An 18,396-nucleotide genomic window follows, 5' to 3' on the forward strand; every position below is an offset into this window, starting at 1 on the left:
CCCCACCCCCAGCCCCTCCCCTGAAGGGGAGGGGAGCTGTGTCGCGTCCGCGTCTTCGCGCCACACCAGCAACTGGTGCCCGTCATGCACCCCTACGACGCGGACCTCGGTCCCCGCCGGCAGCTCGAGCGGTTCATCGAACGGATAATATTGCGCCCCCCAATGCGATTTCGCCTCCAGGCCGGGCCGGTTCTCATACGCCGTCACATCGTCGAGCTGCAGCCGGATCCACTGCACGATCCCGCCGATCGGGCTGCCATCGGCAATCAAAGTCACAACCGAACGATGCGGTTCACGCGCGGCCTTGCCGGTGAAGTCGAACGACAGCAGCGCCGCCGCGTCGCTGTGCAGGGTCAACGTCGCATCACCCACCATCACGTTGCGCGGGACCTGCGCCAGCGCGTTGAACCCGCTCAGGTCGAACCCCGCGATCATCCCCATGCGCGTATCTTCCGCCCCGCCCCACGAGCCGAGCGCGATCATCACGTCGCCGCCGGCGGGGATCATCTGCCCGCCGGGCGCCAGCAGCCGGGTCGCGGCATCGGCGAGCGTCTTGAGCACGCCTTCGGCCAACAGTTCGTTCGAGACGATCTCGGACACGATGACGTCGGCGCGGCCTTCGAGGTCCGCCTCGACGTCGAGGTCGCGCGAATTGCCGGTGACGACGCGGACGCGGTCGGCATAGCCGTTGGCCGCAACGATCCGCTCAGCGACGTCGGCGATCGCCGGATTCTCTTCGCACGCCACCACGCGGCCGGCGCCCGCGCGCGCCGCCATCATCGACAGCAGCCCGCTGCCCGCGCCGATGTCGAGCACGTGCGTCCCCGGCGTCACCGCCCGCCGGATCGCGGCGTCGAACGCGTCGTTGCGCGGCGTGTCGCCCAACATGTTGAAATGCCAGCGCGGGACGCTCTGGCCGATCAGCTGCTGCGTTCGCGCGGCGACCTCGACATCGTCGGGCTCGTGCGCGCGTGCTTCGAGCGCCAGCGGGTAGACGCGATTGCGCAGTCCGATCTTCGACGCCAGCCCGGCGAGCGCGGCGAGTTTGCGCCCGTCACGACCGGCGGCGGTCACCATCGGCTCGAAGCCGGCGCGCGCGATCGCCTTCATCTCATACTTGTCGGTCATTTCGCCCCCAAAGCTCTTCCCCCGCCGCGCGCTTCTGCTATCTGGCGGCATGACCCATCCGACAGACTCGATCCTCATCGTCGATTTCGGCAGCCAGGTAACGCAATTGATCGCGCGACGCGTGCGGGAAGCTGGCGTCTACAGCGAGATTGCTCCCTTCACCACCGCAGAAGCGGCGTTCGCGCGAATGGCGCCGAAGGGCGTGATCCTCTCGGGCAGCCCGGCCTCGGTGCTCGATGCGGGATCCCCGCGCATTCCGCAGGCGATCCTCGACAGCGGCGTGCCGATCATGGGCATCTGCTACGGCCAGCAAGTGCTGATGCAGCAGCTCGGCGGCAACGTCACGCTCGGCGAAAGCGGCGAGTTCGGCCACGCCGTGATCGAGGTGACCGACGACTGCGTGCTGTTCGACGGCGTGTGGCAGACGGGCGAGAAGCACACGGTGTGGATGAGCCATGGCGACAAGGTCAGCGCGCTTGCCCCCGGCTTCCGCCCGGTCGCGGTCAGCCCCGGCTCGCCGATCGCGGTCGTCGCCGACGACGCGCGCAAATATTACGCGACGCAGTTCCACATGGAGGTCGCGCATACCCCCGACGGCGCCAAGCTGATCGCGAATTTCGCGCGCCACGTCTGCGGGCTCAGCGGCGACTGGACGATGGCGGAATTCCGCGCGGCGAAGGTCGCCGAGATCCGCGCGCAGGTCGGCAGCGGCCGCGTCATCTGCGGCCTGTCGGGCGGCGTCGACAGCGCCGTTGCCGCGGTGCTGATCCATGAGGCGATCGGCGAGCAGTTGACCTGCGTGTTCGTCGACCATGGTCTGATGCGCACCGGCGAGGCCGAGCAAGTCGTCAGCCTGTTCCGCGAGCACTACAATATCCCGCTCGTCCATGTGAACGCCGAGGAGACCTTCCTCGCCGGGCTCGCCGGGCAAACCGACCCCGAGAAGAAGCGCAAGTTCATCGGCGGCGCCTTCATCGATCTGTTCGAGGAGGAGGCGCGCAGGGTCGGCGGAGCCGATTTCCTCGCGCAGGGCACGCTCTACCCCGACGTGATCGAAAGCGTCAGCTTCACCGGCGGCCCGTCGGTGACGATCAAGAGCCATCACAATGTCGGCGGCCTGCCCGAGCGGATGAACATGCAGCTCGTCGAGCCGCTGCGCGAACTGTTCAAGGACGAGGTCCGCCTGCTCGGCATCGAGCTCGGCCTGCCGCAGGCGTTCGTCGGCCGGCATCCCTTCCCGGGGCCGGGCCTCGCGATCCGCATCCCAGGTGAAGTGACCAAGGAACGCTGCGACATCCTGCGCAAGGCCGACGCGATCTATCTCGAGGAGATCCGCGCGGCGGGGCTGTACGACACGATCTGGCAGGCGTTCGCCGTGCTCCTCCCGGTGCGCAGCGTCGGCGTGATGGGCGATGGCCGCACCTACGACAACGTCCTCGCGCTGCGCGCCGTCACCTCGACCGACGGGATGACCGCCGAGGCATTCCAGTTCCCCGGCGACTTCCTGCCGCGCGTCGCCACGCGGATCGTCAACGAGGTCAAGGGCATCAACCGCGTGACCTACGATTACACGAGCAAGCCGCCCGGCACGATCGAGTGGGAATAATTTTTGCCCATCCGCCAGTATCCCTTTGTACGCTAGGGTCCGATATAAGACATTGATAGACAAGGATAATCCTAACTAGATCTATCGCCATCTATCGAGGGGTAGTGCTCCGATTTGACGGTATAGCGGACGGTATGGGGAATCTTGTTCGATCAGCGAATTCGCGATACCGTCAGGGCCAAGAGAGCTGCTGACGGTATTTTTTTCAGACATAACGGACTGATTTCAAAAAGGAATCATGCTTCCAGCATCGTCTGTTTTGGCCTGACGGTATAATTGGCGCTTCTCCCCGATTATGGGGCGATTTTGGAGGCCCCCATGCTTACTGACACGGCGATTAAGGCTCTGAAACCACAGCATAAATTGTATAAGGTGAGCGACCGTGACGGTATGTACGTCGTGGTGCAGCCGTCGGGTGCGATCGTGTTTCGGTACGACTACCGCCTCAACAGCCGTCGCGAGACGCTAACGCTCGGTCGGTATGGACCAGAAGGCCTTTCGCTGGCCCGCGCTCGGGAAAAGCTGATCGATGCCAAGCGTGCCATTTCAGAGGGGAGGTCTCCGGCCCAGGAGAAGCAGCACGACAAGCGGCGACTGAAGGAGGCGAAGAGGTTCGGCGAGTTCGGCGAGAAATGGTTCCAGGAGTCGCGCATGGCCGACAGCACGCGCGCCATGCGACGCTCGATCTACGAGCGCGACATCCTGCCAACGTTTCGAAATAAGCTTTTGACGGAGATCGCGCCTGACGATCTCCGCATGATGTGCGGAAAAGTGAAGGATCGCGGTGCTCCAGCTACGGCCGTCCATGTGCGGGATATCGTGAAGCTGATCTTTGCGTTCGCGATCTTGCATGGCGAGAAGGTCGCCAACCCTGCGGATGAAGTTGGGCCCGCGTCTATCGCAACATTTGTACCGAAGGATCGTTCGCTAACGCCGGCGGAGATCCGCGTCATGCTTGGTCAGCTCGACCATGTGCCGACCCTGCCGACTATAAGGCTGGGAATGAAGCTCTTCCTTCTGACGATGGTCAGGAAAAGCGAGCTGCAGGACGCGACATGGGATGAAGTCGATTTCGAGAACGCCGTCTGGTCGATCCCAAAAGAGCGAATGAAGCGATCGAAAGCACACAACGTCTACCTGTCGGAGCAGGCAGTGGACATCTTCATCGCGCTGAAAACTTGCGCGGGTAACTCGCGCTATGTGCTTCCATCGCGATACGACGCTGACGCACCGATGTCGCGGGCGACATTCAATCGGATAACGACAGCGGTCGTCGTCAGAGCGAAAAAAGAGGGTTTGCCGCTCGAACCGTTCACTGTCCATGACCTACGACGCACAGGTTCTACCCTGCTGAACGAGTTGGGCTTCAATAGCGACTGGATCGAGAAGTGCCTGGCGCATGAGGACGGAAGATCCTCGCGTGGCGTCTATAACAAGGCGGAGTATGAGCATCAACGCCGCCATATGATGCAGGAGTGGTCCAATATGTTGGACGCCTGGGTTTTGGGCCAGAAGTATCGTCCGACGCTGCTCCCGGCCACGATGGAGTTGCTTGAGTTGGAGCCTAGTGTTTGACGGGCCGCGAACGGCGCAGCCTCACGTCAGGGCTTGGAGCGCGTTTGATGGCATTTGCACGAGAGGCATGACGCCGAGCATCGAGCCAGGCTTCCACCTCCGCCAAGTCCCAGACGACGCAGCGCGAGGTGAGATAGAAGCGCTGGGGGAATTCTCCTCGCTGCTCCATGTCGTAGATCGTGCTGTCGGCAAGCGGCACGATCTCTCGTAGCTGCTGCCGGCGAATTGTTCTGCGGGCGACATGCGGGGTAGCGCTCATACCGTATCTCCACTCCTTTGCTCTCGTGGAGATAGAAGACGATAGATCCTCCGCTTTGAAGTCCGCGCGTGAACGTGTGCGGTAATATCGGGCTATAGCGCGTAAATCGGACGGGTGGTGCCAATGAGCATGTGTTGTCTGGGCGCGTCGGCCGATCTTTCGGTTCTTGTTGAAGCGCCGCTGCCGACATCCCCCAAGGCTACTCTCGCGGTCAACCACAAACCAAGATTAAGCAAGATCTAGCCATGACCGCTGCTATCCCAGCCAAGGGCCCTTTCTACAACGCCACGAACAAAGGCGTCATCAAGCTCTTGCCGTGAAAACCACCGGCGATAGAACAGTGGCCCGGCGATAGCCGCCGTAAGATCGGATGCATCAAAATTCGGGCCTAATTCACCGCGCGCTTGCGCCCGCGCAGCAATCGCGCCGAACCCCGACATCATGCCAGCATGAGTGCGCGACTGGAACTCGGCGACTTCCTTGTCGCGCTCGGCGGCGTCAATGATCGAGGGCATCGCGGACGACCACCGGCCTGTCTGCAAGCGTTCAGCGAAAGCTAGCGTCAGCGCGGTCAGATCGCCTCGAAAGCTGCCGGTGTTGGGCGTCGGGAGCCGAGGGGCGAATTGCATGACGGCATCGAAGAGAAGACCTGTGCGCGATGGCCAGTGCCGGTAGATCGTGGTCTTAGCGACGCCCGATCGCCGTGACACCTCGTCGACGCTGACGCCGCTCAGCCCAAACTCTGTGAGCAATTCGTAGGCTGCGGCCAGGCTGGCCAGCTTCACGGCTTCCTTGGATCGCCGAAGCGGCCCCGGTTCTTTCGCTGGCTCCGCCTCGCTGCGGGACTTTGTAGACACACCTTGACTCCCCATACCCAGCTACGATACTGTAGCGTAGCTTCAGACATAATGCACACCCTTATCGGAGGTGATCCTACCATGACTCTCAAGCAAACCCGACTGGTTACCAATGATGTAGCGAAGCTGACGCGCTTCTACGAGAGCGTCAGCCAGGCGAAGGCCGAGATACTGAGCAGTGGCTACGTTCAGTTCCATAACGAGCCCTGCGACGGACTGGCCATCGTGGAGCAGGCGTCGACGGAAGCATACGGCGCGGGCGTCGCGGAAGCAGGGGCCAATCGTTCGGTGATCCTCGATTTCGAAGTCACCGACATCGATGCTGAATACGAACGGTTGCAGGGCATCGTGAGCGATTGGGTGATGGCGCCGAAGCTTATGCCCTGGGGCGCCCGCGCTATCGTCTTTCGCGATCCGGACGGAAACCTCGTCAATATCTACGCCCATCCGTGACGCCCGTCCGCTTCCCTTGAAGATCACCGAAACCTTTTGACAGAGGGCAAAACATGACCGCCTCCGATCCACATCCTAGAAAGCGTGTCGCCGTCCTCGACACCGAGATGAGCTATGTCGATGTAGGCGAAGGCGATCCCATCGTCTTCCTGCACGGCAATCCGACGTCCTCGTACCTCTGGCGGAACATCATTCCGCACCTCAGCGACATCGGGCGGTGTCTTGCGCCCGACCTGATCGGCATGGGGCAATCGGGCAAATCGCCCACCTATTCCTACCGCTTCGTCGATCATGCCCGCTATCTCGACGCCTGGTTCGACGCCATGAACCTGAGCAGGGCTATCTTGGTCGTTCACGACTGGGGCTCGGCGCTTGGCTTTCACCGCGCCTACCGTCATCCGGACCAAATCGCGGCGATCGCGTACATGGAAGCTGTTGTCCGACCGTTTAGCTGGGACGATTTTGGCGCATCGGCCGGCGGGTTCCGCGCACTGCGATCGAGCGAAGGCGAGCACCTCGTTCTGGACGAGAATTTCTTCGTCGAAAAAATGCTCCCAGGGGCGATCATCCGGACCCTCAGCGAGGAGGAGATGGCCGTCTATCGCGCTCCTTACGCCCAGCGCGAAGCACGGCTGCCGACGTTGATCTGGCCGCGACAGGCCTCCGTCGATGGCGAGCCTGCGGACGTTACTGCGATCGTCCGGGCCTATTCTGAGTGGCTCAGCCAAAGCGACATGCCGAAGCTGTTCATCACTGGCGACCCCGGGGCGGTTATCTCGGAGGGCAGCGCAAACCAGCAGTTCTGCCGAACCTGGAAAAACCAGCGCGAGGTCACCGTGAAGGGCCGGCACTTCCTGCAGGAGGATTCGCCCGCCGAGATCGGTGCAGCCCTTCGGCAGTTCGTCATCGAAACACGCCGCTAGGCGCACGGCCAAGCCGGCTAATTCATAGCAACATTGGAGAAAATCATGACTGTTCTAGTAACGGGCGCCACAGGCAACGTCGGTTCGGTTGTTGTCGAGCAACTTGTCGCAGCGGGATTCGACGTTCGAGCGTTCACGCGCGATCCGGCAAAAGCGACGTTTGCGCCAGGTGTCACGCCGTTCAAGGGTGAGCTGCTCGATGTGGACGCGCTGCGCGCCGCGATGGACGGCGTCGAAGCCGTTTTCCTCCTCAGTCCGGTCGTGCCGGACGAGCTGAACGTCACGATTTCCGCGCTTAATCTTATTCGCGAGGCGAAGATCAGGGCAGTCGCTTACCTGTCGGTGTTTCGGGTCGATGAAACCGAAGACGTCCCCCATTTCGCATCGAAGTTTGCCGCTGAGCGCATGATCGCCAAACACAATATGCCGGTGACCATTTTGCGCCCGAACGCATACATGCAGAGCCCGGGCGTCAAGGACGCGCTTGGTCACGGCATGTTCCCGTTCCCGATCGGACAGAAGGGCGTCTCTTTCACCGACATCCGCGACATCGCGGAGGTCGCGGTGCTTGAAATCCAGCGCCGGCTCGCGTCCGACGAACCGCTCGGCCCGGAAGTCTACGAGGTCGTCGCTGAAGACGTCCTCACCGGGGAAAGCGGCGCGAAACTCTGGAGCGAGGCGCTTGGCCGCCCGATCAAATACATCGGCGACGATATCGACCAGTGGGTCCAGAGCTTGCGGGCCTTCGCGCCCAACTGGATGGCCTATGACTTCCAATACATGATGAAGCATTTTCAGGAGGACGGCCCGGTCTCGAGCGCCGCTGGACTGGAGCGCCTGCGCGAGCGTCTTGGCCGCAACCCGCGCTCCTACCACGACTTCGCCGTGGAGAGCGCCAAGCTGTGGAGCGAGTCTTCCACCTAATCAGGAAGAGACGCAGGCCGTGCAGATCTGCGTCTCGCTCGCCACCCAAGCTTAAATTGAGGACAGCCAAATGAGAATCACACGCCATCGATACACGGTGAAGCCGGAATACGTCGCGCAGAACAGGCAGAACCTTGATGAGTTCATTGCAGCGCTGACGGCGGCTGCGGTGCCTGGCCTTTCCTATCGCATATTCCTTGAGGAGGATGGGCAGACCTTTCTTCATCTGGTGACCTCTCAAGACGATCCGTCCGCAGTCATCACCGGCCTGACATCGTTCAAGAAGTTCCAATCGGAGTTGTTGGCGAGCGGCCCTGTCGCAAAGCCGGACCAAGTCGGCATGTCGCTCATCGCGACAAGTGGAGAATCGTTCAGGTAGATCGCCGGCCGGTCACGGTCTTCAGCCTTTTAATCCGAGGTTGTCGCAGTGTCCGACGCGCTTTCCCTAGAACAAGCAAGAAAGAATGAAACCTATGTCTAATGAAAAAGTGGTGCTTGTTACTGGCGGGACTGGCAGCCAGGGCGGTGCGACCGTCACGCATTTGTTGGCGGCGAAAAAGGTTCGCGTCAGGGTTCTGACCCGAAACCTTGAATCGCCGAAGGCGAAGAGTTTGGCCGCGCGTGGCGTGGAGCTGGTCAAGGGTGACTTCGACGACGTGGCATCGCTTAGGAAAGCGTTGGCAGGCGTCTCCGCTGCGTTTTCGGTGCAGCAATGGACGGAAAAGGGCGGCACCGAGGCGGAGGAGCTGCACGGTAAGAGGTTTGCCGATGCGGTCAAGGAGTCGGGCAGCCCTCATCTCGTCTACTCATCGGCGGAGGGGGCCGAGCGGAACAGCGGCCTTGCCCACTACGAGAGCAAATGGGCGATCGAGCAACACATTCATGAGTTAGGTCTGCCGGCGACGATCCTGCGTCCGGTCGGTTTCATGGATGCGTTTGGCGCCGCGGCGATTCCGCGCGGCATGTTCCTCGGAATTTTCAGAGCGAACTTTGGCCCATCCCTCCCGATCCAGTTCGTAGCCACCTACGACATCGGTTGGTTCGCTGCGCGCGCTCTCGAAGATCCGGAAAGCTACGCCGGGCGCGTCATCCCGCTCGCCGGGGATCAGTTGAGCATCAACGATATCGTCAGGACCTTCAAGACTGTCACCGGGAAGAAGCCTTGGGTGGCGCCAATTCCCGCCTTCCTGGCCAAGCGGGCGATGCCGAAGGAGTTCTTGGATATGTTCACCTGGATTCGCGAAAAGGGCTTCAAAGCTAACATTGCTGAAGCGCGGAAAGAAAATCCGCAGATGCTGACATTTGCCGGGTGGGTAAAGAAATATAGCGACGAACACTGACCAGAGATCATTTTGAGATCGGCTGCCAAGTAGAATCGAGGAAACATAATATGACTAAATTCGCAATTTTCATTCAACTGAAAGCGAAGGCAGGCAAGGAACAGGAAGCTGCTGCATTCCTTCAAAGCGCACAAGGGTTACTTCAGCACGAACCTTTGACTATCGCCTGGTTTGCGGTTCGTTTCGATCAATCGACATTCGGCATATTCGACGCCTTCGAGGAGGAAGAGGGTCGCCAAGCGCATCTTAACGGTTCGATCGCCGCCGCCCTCATGGCAAAATATGACGAACTATTCGAAGGGCCGCTTGAAATCAGGCAACCCGAGGTTCTGGCGGACCGCCTTTTGGCCTGAAGCAACATTCTCGGAGCGAGCGAAGTGCAGCCCGCTTCGAGAAGTTTTAGCCGGATCGCGCCTTTTGAAGGACTGGGGACTATGGACATCGACACAAGCGCGCTTTTCGCGCCGATCGTTATAAACGGCCACACGGTGAAGAACCGTCTATCCGTCGCGCCGATGACGCGGATTGCCGGCGCCCGTCGGCCCGACGATCAGCGTATGGCCGACGTCGCCGACATGGATAGAAAGCCGGAACGGGGTCGAGCCCTCGGTCTTGCCGAACAGCAGTGGGGGTGCTGCAAAATGCTCGTCCCGTTCCGGTCCCGCCCACACCGCCGAAAGCGGGATCGTGTGGGCGAGATTCAATGTGTTGATCGGGGGTTGGCGGACATTGGCGTAGACATGGCCGGGCAGCGAGCCGAGCCAGGCGTCCACGGCGTTGATCGTCTCGGGCATCGCGGTGAAGTCGCGGCCCTGGATGACTTTCTCGACCATCCGCAACTTCTCGGCGGCGATGCGCGGATCATCGTCCCAGACAGTGATCGTCGCGGTCACATAGGCCTGGCCGGCATAGTCGGCGCCCAGCTCCTGCAACGCCATGTCGGCGTCGGCGGCCTTGTTGGACGCGTCGGTGTCCACGAGGGCGGAGGCCTCGTTCGTCATCACCTCCTTCAAGATGGCGGCGATCGATTTGCGCTTGGCGAACCATTGCCGCCGGATCTTGGTCAGCAGCTTGGTCGCGTCGCTCTTGTCGAGCAGAACGGCGCGTGTCGACCAGCGATAGGGAAAGGCCAGCCGGTTCAGCTCGTCGAGGATGCCGGGCGTGGTCGCGGTCGGGAAGCCGACAATGGTGAGGATGCGGACATGCGCATCGCCCAGGCGCGGCTCCAGCCCGCCGGTCAGCGGCTGATCGGCGAGCAACGCGTCGAGATACATCGGCGTCTCGGGCACGCGGACGCGGTGCCGTTTCGTCGAGACGGTCGAATGCAGATAGGTCAGCGTTTCGCCGTCATCCAGCCATTCGCATTCCGGCATGAAGGCGTCGATGAGCTGGAGAATTCGATCGGTGCGGTCGGCGAAGCCGCGCACGATCTCGTGCGCGTCGACGCCGGCGTGATCGCGGCCCTCGTAGAGCCAGGTTTCGGCCCGCGCCGCGTCCTCGGCCGGCGGCAGATAGAGGAAAGTCAGGAAGTAGCTGGACTCGAAATGCGCGCCGGCTTCCTCGAAATCGGCCTTGCGTTCGGCGTCGACCAAGGCGGAGGCGCTGTCGGCGAACATGCTGGCCGGATAGGTCGCGGCGCCATGGCGCTGCGCCTCGACGAAGATCGCCCAGCCGGAACCCAGGCGACGGAAGGCGTTGTTGAGACGGCCTGCGACCGCGACCAGCTCGGCCGGTACGGCACTGTCAAGGTCGGGGCCGCGGAAGCGCGCGGTGCGCTGCAGGCTACCGTCCTTGTTCAGCACGATACCTTCGCCGACCAGAGCGACCCAGGGCAGGAAGTCCGCGAGCCGGGTGTTGCGATTGCGATATTCGGCAAGGTTCATCATCGGCGTCGCTCCTCAAACCGACAGGTGGCCAGGGATGCGCAGATGCTTGCGCACGACGTCGACGAACTGCGGATCGCGCTTGGCCGCCCAGACGGCCGCGAAATGGCCGATGGCCCAGAGGCCGAGCCCGACCAGCCAGAGGCGGAGGCCGAGACCGAGGGCGGCCGCCAGCGTGCCGTTGAGGATGGCGAGCGAGCGCGGAGCGCCGCCGAGCAGGATGTGCTCGGTTAGCGCCCGATGGACGGGAACGGAGAAACCCGGGAGCTCGTCGGGCTCTAATGATTTTGCGATCGATGTCGCGGCAGCCTTGATAGCCGCACCGACATCACCGTACATTTTCGACTCGCCCCAATAGAGGAAGAGTCGCGCGGTCTCCGGGCAGTAGCGAACGTGGACCCCATCCGCGCCGTGTACAGGCATCTGCGAATTAGTTTTTAAGGTCATCTTGGCGATGAACTGCGGTGCACCTAATATCCACTCGGTCAGCAGATAGAGCAGCAGTTCGCCAGCCTCGCCAGTTCGGTTCGTCGCTTTATGCGCCTTAATGAAAAGCTTGGCTGCCGTATCATTAAGCTGTGTGGTTTTGATTAGAAAATCTTCGAACGGCAGGGTCGACTGAAGCGCCTTTACTGCATCGATTTCCTTTCGCGTCAGCGCAAAAGGCGTCAGGTGAAGCCATGCCAACTCCACCAATTCATGGATGGTGGTCTTGCCTTGTCGAAAGGCGGGGAAATGCAGGCGAAGGGTGGCACCGGCACACTCGCACGTAACCTCGTGCTGTAGCTCCCTTATCCTCGGACCTAGCTTCGAATAATCGCGGTGAAGCGCTGCCAGGACTACGTCCAAGTCAGAGCTTTCGGCCTGATCTACATTCGGCTGACTCAACTCACCCCCGGTCAAATTCATCTCCCACAGGATTAGAGCTGAGAATTGCTAATGTAAGTAGATATCCGTCCTCTGCGACCCGGCTTAAAATAGCCGACCCCAATTTTCTAAAGCTGTATCGATCCCTCTCGGCCAGCTCGCGAAGTGTGTCGGCGATCTTGTTGCTGCCTTCATAGCACCAGCGCCCGCTTGAGATCATCGTGCTCGAAGGCGCTGGCCATCCGTGTAATTTCTGCAGAGCGGGCGCCGGCCGCCTTGGCGGTTTCACGCCACGTCGCGGTCACGGTCGCGACCTCTTTGATGATTGCGCGGGCCTGCTGCAGTGTGAGGCCAAAGAACTCCGAAGCCGCCTCAAGCAGGTCGAGCGAGCAGGTGCCCTCGTCCAGGTCGATGTTCGTCGTCAGCACACGCGCTTTGAGGTCGGTGGGCACAGGGTTGAGGTCGTAGGCGGGAGAGAGGGACCATCCCGCCTTGCCGAGCCAAAGGAAGCCATGGTTGCGCAGGTGGTCATCGACATTGGAAATCAGCACGTTGAAGACGACCCGCCGATAGAGGGCATGAGCGTCGGTCTTCCCCTGCGCGCCATGTTGCGTAAGAGCGTCGACGATCTCTGGGTAGCTGCCGCGCTCACCGTCCTTGGCGCCCATCATCGCCATCGCTGACAGGAAAGGAATGCGGATCGAGCCGGAGCGATCGAAGCGTCGCGACAGCATCACCGCCTTGCCGGCGACCTCGATCAGCTCATGGTGCGGCGTGGTAATACCGGACTGCTCGGCCAGCCGCAGCGCGATCTCCTCCCATGTCTCCATGCTGTAGTCGTCGGTTTCCTTCGGAAACTTGGCGATGGAGAGATGTCCGTGCTGGTCGATGACCGATGCTTTCGGCCGGGCACCGCCGAGGGAAGAGCCGGGGGCGAAGATGAGTTGAAGGTCCTCGTCCGTTTCCTCGTCCCGGAGGATCCGTTCAGTGATCTGGAGCAGCCGCCCGAGTTCGATCAGGGCGGGGACGCCGGCGCGGATAGGCGCCTGGAACGTCTCTTCGCCTGCCCAGCGGAATCTGAGGGCACCCAGACGGGTCTCGTCGGCGACGCCGAGCAGGTAATCGCTTTCCGCAAGGGTGCGAACGGCGCGGCCTTCACGTTCGGAAAGACGGCGCTCGGCCCGTTGCATAAGACGGCGCCCCCATGTGTCGGGCGCTGAATCTCCTATGGAGCCGAAAGTCGTCAGTCCTGCAGGGGGGGCGAAGGCACCGCGGGTCAGGGCAAGGGCAGGCTCAAGCGAGAACCGGTCTGGATCGGCGAGCCACGCGGCATCATATTCGAAAAGGATAGTCTCCGTGCCTCGAACGCGATTGCTCCTCGCCAGGCCGATAGGGCGCGTGCGGCCGTCCAGGTCGATATGTACCTCGAAGTCAGCCATCGCGAGATGATCCGACTGTTCGCTTGAGATGGACGTGCTTGGGCAGTTCCGCGCTGGCCAGGGCTTGTCCAACCGGGTCGTTGCCGATGTCGGCGATCTGGCCCAGACCGTCGAGCAGGCCGAGCGCCTGAAGGACACCGGCATAAATGCCGATGCTGACGTTGGTGTCCCCAGCCTCGACCTTTTGCAGGGTCGAGCGGGACGTGAAGGCGCGCTCTGCGACGACAGCCATCGGCAGCCGCCGACGCCGACGGGCATCGTGGATGTCTGCACCGAGCTTGCGCAGGACGCGCCGCACAGCGGCGGGAGGGTTATGTGGTGTAGGCATTTGGAACCTTCGCACTACAGATTGTCCAGATATGTAGCACGAAGATTACAATTTTTCTAGCCCTCGCGCGATGATCATCCCGTTGAGGGAGGGGATGGCGGACCGGGCCCGTGACGGTATAATTCCGGGAGGTTGAATCGTGGCCGGCGTAGTCTGGCGTAAAGGCGGCGGTGCGGGCTCAGGTGACTTTCGGGGTGATGTCGCCGCCGCGCCTGCCGATAGATGGCGGAACCACAATTTTCGCGATCTGCCAGAAAAAGCCAATGATTTCAAAGGCCGGTACTTTTGACGGTCTATATGACGGTATACGGAAATCGATAAAATATTTTGCGCAATGAATTCAGATGCTTAATATGTCAGTTGATAATCGAGTGGGAATGATTCGCGCCCTGTTGCTGCAAAGCTATCGTATGCCGCACGCGGACAGCGTATCTCCCGAAGACAGCGACCTAAAACTGCTATAGTCGGACAGCGTGGCTAATTGGCGCGCCTTTCTGTTGCGACACGCTCGGCTGGCGCTCGCGCTGGTCGTGATCGCCTTGGTGACGAAAGCGGTGATCCCCGCCGGTTTCATGCTGATGCCGCGCGATGGGGCGATCGCGATCGTGGCCTGTTCGGGACAGGGGCCCGAGATGGTCGGCATGGCAATGGCCAAGCCCGGCGATTTGCAAAAACAGCACCCCGGCGAGGGCAAGGCGCCCGATCACCCCTGCGCCTTTTCCAGCCTTGCGATGGCGGCCGTTACGGGGGCCGATATCGCCTTGCTCGCGCTCGCGCTCGTTTATGTGCTGGCGCTCGGCATCCTGCCCGTCGTTTGCCGCCCGTGGCGCTGGCCAACGCGCTTGCGTCCGCCGCTCCGCGCACCCCCACTGAGCGCCTGACCCGAGTCCCGCCCCCGCTTTGCGATCGGCGCGGACCGACGGCGCCTGCTCCCCACCACAGTTCGATCTAGGCTGATTCGCCAGCGATCGACTGATCGCCATGTGCCGCGCAGCGCAGGCGGCGTGCCGCACGCATGCAGGCAGGGGCGGGAGTCCGATCGGCGTGGCGAATGACGGCGTGACCGCGGGAATGCGCGCGCTGCAGACCAATTCAGGGAGATACAGGTGCGCAACCGTGCCATCATCGTGCCTGTCGCATCGCTGCTGGCGATCGCGGCGAGCGCTGCCGCGCCGGCCGCGGCGCAGGACCATGCCGCCACCGCCGCGCCCGACGATATTCTCGTCACTGCGCAACGCCGCTCGGCGACGATAGAGAATGCCCCGGCATCCAAAGCATCGGTCGACGCTGCGACGATCGCGACGACGATCAACGCGCGCAACGTCGAGGATACGCTCAAATATCTGCCGAGCCTCGTCGTGCGCAAACGCCATATCGGCGACAGCCAGGCGCCGCTCGCGACGCGCACCTCGGGGCTCGGCGCGAGCGCGCGCAGCCTGATCTATGCCGATGGCGCGATCCTGTCGGCGCTGGTCGGCAACAACAACACGTCGGCGAGCCCGCGCTGGAACCTCGTCTCGACCGAGGAGATCGCGCGGATCGACGTGCTTTACGGGCCGTTCTCGGCGGCCTATCCGGGCAATGCGATCGGCGCCGTGGTCAATATCACGACGCGGTTGCCCGACCGGTTCGAGGGGACTTTGGTCGCGGGCACGACGGTCCAGCAGTTCGACCTGTACGGCACGCATCGCACGCTTCCAGCGTATCAGCTCGGCGGCACGCTCGGCGATCGGTTCGGCCCGCTCGCGCTGTTCGCCAGCGCCGATCATGTCGACAGTCGCAGCCAGCCGATCGGTTTCGCCAGCGCGACCGCCACGAGGGGCGCGACCGGCTCGGCGACCAGCGGCGGCTATGACGATCTAAACCGTACCGGCGGCGCGATCCGCGTGGTCGGCGCGACCGCGTTCGAGCATCAGGTACAGGACCGCTTCAGGCTCAAGGCCGCGCTCGATCTCTCCGCGGCGCTGCGCCTGACCTATGTCGGCAGCCTGTTCCGAAACACGACCGACGCTACCGTCGAGAGCTATCTCACCAACAGCGCAACCGGCCTGCCCTTCTATTCGGGCACGACGATCAATGCCGGCCAGACCTACACGCTGGCGGCGAGCGCGTTTGCGGGCAGCGTCTATCACACCGAGCAACGGCAATGGTCGCACAGCCTCTCGCTCAACGGCAGCGGGAGCCGTTTCGACTGGCAGGTGATCGGCACGCTCTACGACGTCGACAAGGACCAGCAGCGCATCGCCAATACCGCGCTGCCCGCCGGGCAGGCGGGCGGGGCGGGCTTCATCACCGATCTCGGCGGGACGGGCTGGAAGACGCTCGACGCCAAGGGCGCGTGGCGGTCCGACGCGGCGGCGACGCATACGGTCAGTTTCGGCGCGCATGCCGATTGGTATGAACTCGACAGCAACCGCTTCAATACGAACGACTGGGTGCGCGGATCGGAGGGGACGCTCAACCTGCAGGGCAGCGGCAAGACGCGGACTTATGCGGTTTGGGCGCAGGATGCCTGGCGCCTGACGTCGCCGCTGACGCTGACGCTCGGCGGGCGCTACGAATGGTGGCGCGCGTATGACGGGGTCAACTTTTCGCAGGCGCCGGTGGTCGGCCCGGTCAATCAGCCGCGGCTGAGCAGCGACAAATTCTCCCCCAAGGCGGCGCTGGCCTATGCGATCGATCCGCATGTCACCGCGCGGCTGTCGTTCGGCCAGGCGTGGCGCTTCCCGACCGTCGGCGAGCTGTATCAGATCGTCACCACGCCGGTCGCCTCGGTGCCGAACCCCAATCTGCGACCCGAACGCGCGCGGTCGCTCGAACTGGCGCTCGAGCAGCATGACGCGCGCGGCACCCTTCGCGTGTCGTTGTTCAACGAAGTCATCAAGGACGCGCTGATCTCGCAGACCGGACCGCTCGCGGTGACCCCGGTGCAAGTCGGGACCTATGTCCAGAATGTCGACGAAACGCGCGCACGCGGCGTCGAGCTGGCGGTGACGCGCAGCGACCTCGTCCACCGCGTCGATGTCTCGGGCAGTGTCACCTATGCCGATGCGATCACCAGCAAGGATGCGGTCTTCCCAGCGGCGATCGGCAAGCTGCTGCCGAGCGTGCCGCATTGGAAGGCGACCGCGGTGGCGACGTGGCGCCCGGTCGATGCCGTCGCGCTGACTGCGGCGGCACGCTACTCCAGCCGCAATTACGGGTCGCTCGATAATAGCGATGTGGTCGGCAACACCTACCAGGGCTTCTATAAATATTTCGTGGTCGACCTGCGCGCGCAGGTGCGCGTCGCTGCGCATATGGAGTTCGGCATCGGGGTCGATAACGTCAACAACGACAAGTACTTCCTCTTCCACCCGTTCCCGCAGCGCAGCGTCGCCGCTGACGTCAAGGTGACCTTCTGATGATGTCCGCCAATGCGACGCGATCTGCGACCACGCAAGGGGCGGTGCCTTCGCTCTATCTCTGGGTCTGGCGGTGGCATTTCTATGCCGGGCTGTTCGTGCTGCCCTTCATCCTGATCCTGTCGGTCACCGGATCGATCTATCTCTTCAAGCCGCAAGTCGAGCGTTGGGAGGAGCGGGCGTTTCTCGATCTGGGAACGCGCGACGCGGTGTCGCCCGAACGGCAGGTCGCCGCCGCGCTCGCCGCCAAACCGGGGATGCGCTTCAACCACTATCGCCTGCCGCGCGCGGCCGGGGATGCGGCGATGGTTCAGGTGCTGCGCGGCGACGGCAAGCAGCGCGAAGTCTATGTCTCGCCGCAGGGCGCCGTGCTTGGCAGCCTCGACCCCGAAGCGCGGATCGAGGCGGTCGTGTCGCGAATCCACGGATCGCTGCTGATCGGCACGATCGGCGACCGGCTGGTCGAGCTTGCGGCAAGCTGGACGATCGTGCTGATCCTCTCGGGCCTGTATCTGTGGTGGCCACGCCCGTTCGCGCTCGCCGGAACGGTCTGGCCGCGGCTCCGGCTGCGCGGGCGGGCGTTGCTCAAGGACCTTCACCGCGTCACCGGTTTCTGGATCGCGGGGCTCGTGCTGGTGATGCTCGCGAGCGGCCTGCCCTGGGCGGGGGCATGGGGCGGGGCGTTCAAATGGGTGCGTGCCGAACTCGGGTTGGTCAAAGGCCGGCAGGATTGGAAGATCGGCGCCGATGGCGGCCATGCCGGTCATCATGGCGCGATGGCGGGCATGGCGATGGCGCCGGCGGAGGTGCCCGCCGGTCTGCCGCTCTCGGTGTTCGTGGCGAAGGCCGCGGCGGAGCATATGGCGTTTCCCGTGCTGGTGCTGCCGCCGCATGCGCAACAGAAATTCGGGGGGGCGACCGCGGGGGTGTGGACCGTCAAGTCCGAGGCGCAGAACCGCTGGCTCGACCGGCGGGTGACCTATGATCCGGCAACAGGCGCCGAAACCGGGCGTTCGGGCTTTGCCGACCAGCATGTGCTCGACCGGATCGTCAATACCGGGGTCGCCTGGCACGAGGGGCAATTGTTCGGCCTGGCGAACCAGCTGATCGGCGTCGCGACCGCGGCGGGGTTGGTCGCGATCAGCGTGCTCGGCGTGCTGATGTGGCTCAAGCGGCGGCCGCGCGGGACGTTCGGCGCGCCTGCGGCGGTCCCGCGGAAAGCCTCGCGCGGGCTGATCGTGCTGCTCGCCGTGCTCGCGCTGCTGCTGCCGCTCTTCGGGCTCTCGCTGATCGTGATCACGATCGTCGATCGGCTCCTGACCGCATGGCGGCCCGCGGGCAGGGTGCGGATCGCGTGACGAACCGGCTTACCGCGGCGTTTGCTCCACGCTAAGGCTGAGCTTCAAGAGC

17 protein-coding genes and 1 pseudogene are annotated in these 18,396 nt (G+C 62.9%); 11 read left to right on the top strand and 7 right to left on the bottom strand.

Annotation, left to right across the window (positions count from 1 at the left end; genetic code table 11):
- Positions 1 to 1,128: 50S ribosomal protein L11 methyltransferase (locus tag RH90_RS10305; RefSeq protein ID WP_010185522.1), on the bottom strand; the 1,128-nt coding region annotated here is incomplete at its 3' end.
- A 49-nt stretch (positions 1,129 to 1,177) separates the two neighbouring features.
- Between RH90_RS10305 and guaA the strand changes: the two genes are divergently transcribed.
- Together guaA and RH90_RS10315 are read left to right on the top strand one after the other, a co-directional pair.
- Complete coding sequence (guaA, locus tag RH90_RS10310) at positions 1,178 to 2,734, top strand: glutamine-hydrolyzing GMP synthase (RefSeq protein ID WP_010185524.1); 1,557 nt, start codon at positions 1,178 to 1,180, stop codon at positions 2,732 to 2,734.
- Between the two features lie 318 nt (positions 2,735 to 3,052).
- A complete protein-coding gene (locus RH90_RS10315; RefSeq protein ID WP_010185525.1) occupies positions 3,053 to 4,309 on the top strand; it encodes a tyrosine-type recombinase/integrase in 1,257 nt (418 codons plus the stop codon).
- On the opposite strand, the gene RH90_RS22595 is transcribed toward RH90_RS10315, so the two are convergent.
- The gene (locus RH90_RS22595; protein WP_010185526.1) at positions 4,299 to 4,568 is read right to left on the bottom strand and encodes a helix-turn-helix transcriptional regulator; all 270 of its coding nucleotides are present in this window, start codon (positions 4,566 to 4,568) and stop codon (positions 4,299 to 4,301) included. The two genes, RH90_RS10315 and RH90_RS22595, sit on opposite strands and share 11 nt — an antisense overlap.
- 239 nt (positions 4,569 to 4,807) lie before the next feature.
- Positions 4,808 to 5,353 (bottom strand): TetR/AcrR family transcriptional regulator, encoded by a 546-nt coding sequence (locus tag RH90_RS10320; RefSeq protein ID WP_010185527.1) that lies wholly within the window; start codon positions 5,351 to 5,353, stop codon positions 4,808 to 4,810.
- Positions 5,354 to 5,506: 153 nt separating this feature from the next.
- Between RH90_RS10320 and RH90_RS10325 the strand changes: the two genes are divergently transcribed.
- The 6 genes from RH90_RS10325 (at position 5,507) to RH90_RS10350 (ending at position 9,418) form a co-directional block, all read left to right on the top strand.
- Positions 5,507 to 5,878, top strand: a complete 372-nt coding sequence (locus RH90_RS10325) for a VOC family protein (RefSeq protein WP_010185529.1) — start codon at positions 5,507 to 5,509, stop codon at positions 5,876 to 5,878.
- 53 nt (positions 5,879 to 5,931) lie between these two features.
- Positions 5,932 to 6,801 (top strand): haloalkane dehalogenase, encoded by an 870-nt coding sequence (locus RH90_RS10330; protein WP_010185530.1) that lies wholly within the window; start codon positions 5,932 to 5,934, stop codon positions 6,799 to 6,801.
- Between the two features lie 45 nt (positions 6,802 to 6,846).
- Complete coding sequence (locus tag RH90_RS10335) at positions 6,847 to 7,725, top strand: SDR family oxidoreductase (protein WP_010185531.1); 879 nt, start codon at positions 6,847 to 6,849, stop codon at positions 7,723 to 7,725.
- 70 nt (positions 7,726 to 7,795) lie between these two features.
- Complete coding sequence (locus RH90_RS10340; RefSeq protein ID WP_010185533.1) at positions 7,796 to 8,104, top strand: hypothetical protein; 309 nt, start codon at positions 7,796 to 7,798, stop codon at positions 8,102 to 8,104.
- Between the two features lie 94 nt (positions 8,105 to 8,198).
- Entirely contained in the window at positions 8,199 to 9,065 is an 867-nt protein-coding gene (locus tag RH90_RS10345) for an NmrA/HSCARG family protein (protein ID WP_010185534.1), read from the top strand.
- A gap of 50 nt (positions 9,066 to 9,115) precedes the next feature.
- On the top strand, positions 9,116 to 9,418 hold the full coding sequence (locus RH90_RS10350; RefSeq protein WP_010185535.1) for a putative quinol monooxygenase: 303 nt from the start codon (positions 9,116 to 9,118) through the stop codon (positions 9,416 to 9,418).
- A 174-nt stretch (positions 9,419 to 9,592) separates the two neighbouring features.
- Here RH90_RS10350 and RH90_RS10355 read toward each other — a convergent pair.
- The 4 genes and pseudogenes from RH90_RS10355 to RH90_RS10375 all read right to left on the bottom strand — a co-directional run.
- Positions 9,593 to 10,951 (bottom strand): annotated as a pseudogene (locus RH90_RS10355) (conjugal transfer protein TrbE); the annotation flags it as partial.
- A 12-nt stretch (positions 10,952 to 10,963) separates the two neighbouring features.
- Positions 10,964 to 11,857, bottom strand: a complete 894-nt coding sequence (locus RH90_RS24255) for a Hachiman antiphage defense system protein HamA (RefSeq protein ID WP_269724298.1) — start codon at positions 11,855 to 11,857, stop codon at positions 10,964 to 10,966.
- Between the two features lie 149 nt (positions 11,858 to 12,006).
- The gene (locus RH90_RS10370; protein ID WP_010185538.1) at positions 12,007 to 13,254 is read right to left on the bottom strand and encodes a type II toxin-antitoxin system HipA family toxin; all 1,248 of its coding nucleotides are present in this window, start codon (positions 13,252 to 13,254) and stop codon (positions 12,007 to 12,009) included.
- Positions 13,247 to 13,582, bottom strand: coding sequence for a helix-turn-helix domain-containing protein (locus tag RH90_RS10375; RefSeq protein ID WP_010185539.1), 336 nt, complete (start codon positions 13,580 to 13,582; stop codon positions 13,247 to 13,249). Before RH90_RS10375 ends, RH90_RS10370 begins: the two co-directional genes overlap by 8 nt.
- A gap of 473 nt (positions 13,583 to 14,055) precedes the next feature.
- On the opposite strand from RH90_RS10375, the gene RH90_RS10380 reads away from it, so the two are divergent.
- The 3 genes from RH90_RS10380 to RH90_RS10390 all read left to right on the top strand — a co-directional run bounded on the left by RH90_RS10380 (position 14,056) and on the right by RH90_RS10390 (position 18,344).
- The gene (locus tag RH90_RS10380; protein ID WP_010185540.1) at positions 14,056 to 14,463 is read left to right on the top strand and encodes a hypothetical protein; all 408 of its coding nucleotides are present in this window, start codon (positions 14,056 to 14,058) and stop codon (positions 14,461 to 14,463) included.
- A 225-nt stretch (positions 14,464 to 14,688) separates the two neighbouring features.
- Positions 14,689 to 16,986, top strand: a complete 2,298-nt coding sequence (locus RH90_RS10385; protein ID WP_010185541.1) for a TonB-dependent receptor — start codon at positions 14,689 to 14,691, stop codon at positions 16,984 to 16,986.
- Positions 16,986 to 18,344, top strand: coding sequence for a PepSY-associated TM helix domain-containing protein (locus RH90_RS10390; RefSeq protein WP_010185542.1), 1,359 nt, complete (start codon positions 16,986 to 16,988; stop codon positions 18,342 to 18,344). The genes RH90_RS10385 and RH90_RS10390 overlap by 1 nt, the downstream gene beginning before the upstream one ends.
- The last annotated feature ends 52 nt before the right edge of the window (positions 18,345 to 18,396 follow it).

Source organism: Sphingomonas sp. PAMC 26605 (genome assembly GCF_000241485.1).
Lineage (GTDB): Bacteria > Pseudomonadota > Alphaproteobacteria > Sphingomonadales > Sphingomonadaceae > Sphingomonas.

What these genes read in the sequence shown, in the direction of transcription:
- guaA (WP_010185524.1), top strand. Translation starts at nt 1,178, where the DNA reads ATGACCCATCCGACAGACTCGATCCTCATCGTCGATTTCGGCAGCCAG.
- RH90_RS10315 (WP_010185525.1), top strand. Translation starts at nt 3,053, where the DNA reads ATGCTTACTGACACGGCGATTAAGGCTCTGAAACCACAGCATAAATTG.
- RH90_RS22595 (WP_010185526.1), bottom strand. Translation starts at nt 4,568, where the DNA reads ATGAGCGCTACCCCGCATGTCGCCCGCAGAACAATTCGCCGGCAGCAG.
- RH90_RS10325 (WP_010185529.1), top strand. Translation starts at nt 5,507, where the DNA reads ATGACTCTCAAGCAAACCCGACTGGTTACCAATGATGTAGCGAAGCTG.
- RH90_RS10330 (WP_010185530.1), top strand. Translation starts at nt 5,932, where the DNA reads ATGACCGCCTCCGATCCACATCCTAGAAAGCGTGTCGCCGTCCTCGAC.
- RH90_RS10335 (WP_010185531.1), top strand. Translation starts at nt 6,847, where the DNA reads ATGACTGTTCTAGTAACGGGCGCCACAGGCAACGTCGGTTCGGTTGTT.
- RH90_RS10340 (WP_010185533.1), top strand. Translation starts at nt 7,796, where the DNA reads ATGAGAATCACACGCCATCGATACACGGTGAAGCCGGAATACGTCGCG.
- RH90_RS10345 (WP_010185534.1), top strand. Translation starts at nt 8,199, where the DNA reads ATGTCTAATGAAAAAGTGGTGCTTGTTACTGGCGGGACTGGCAGCCAG.
- RH90_RS10350 (WP_010185535.1), top strand. Translation starts at nt 9,116, where the DNA reads ATGACTAAATTCGCAATTTTCATTCAACTGAAAGCGAAGGCAGGCAAG.
- RH90_RS24255 (WP_269724298.1), bottom strand. Translation starts at nt 11,857, where the DNA reads ATGAATTTGACCGGGGGTGAGTTGAGTCAGCCGAATGTAGATCAGGCC.
- RH90_RS10370 (WP_010185538.1), bottom strand. Translation starts at nt 13,254, where the DNA reads ATGGCTGACTTCGAGGTACATATCGACCTGGACGGCCGCACGCGCCCT.
- RH90_RS10375 (WP_010185539.1), bottom strand. Translation starts at nt 13,582, where the DNA reads ATGCCTACACCACATAACCCTCCCGCCGCTGTGCGGCGCGTCCTGCGC.
- RH90_RS10390 (WP_010185542.1), top strand. Translation starts at nt 16,986, where the DNA reads ATGATGTCCGCCAATGCGACGCGATCTGCGACCACGCAAGGGGCGGTG.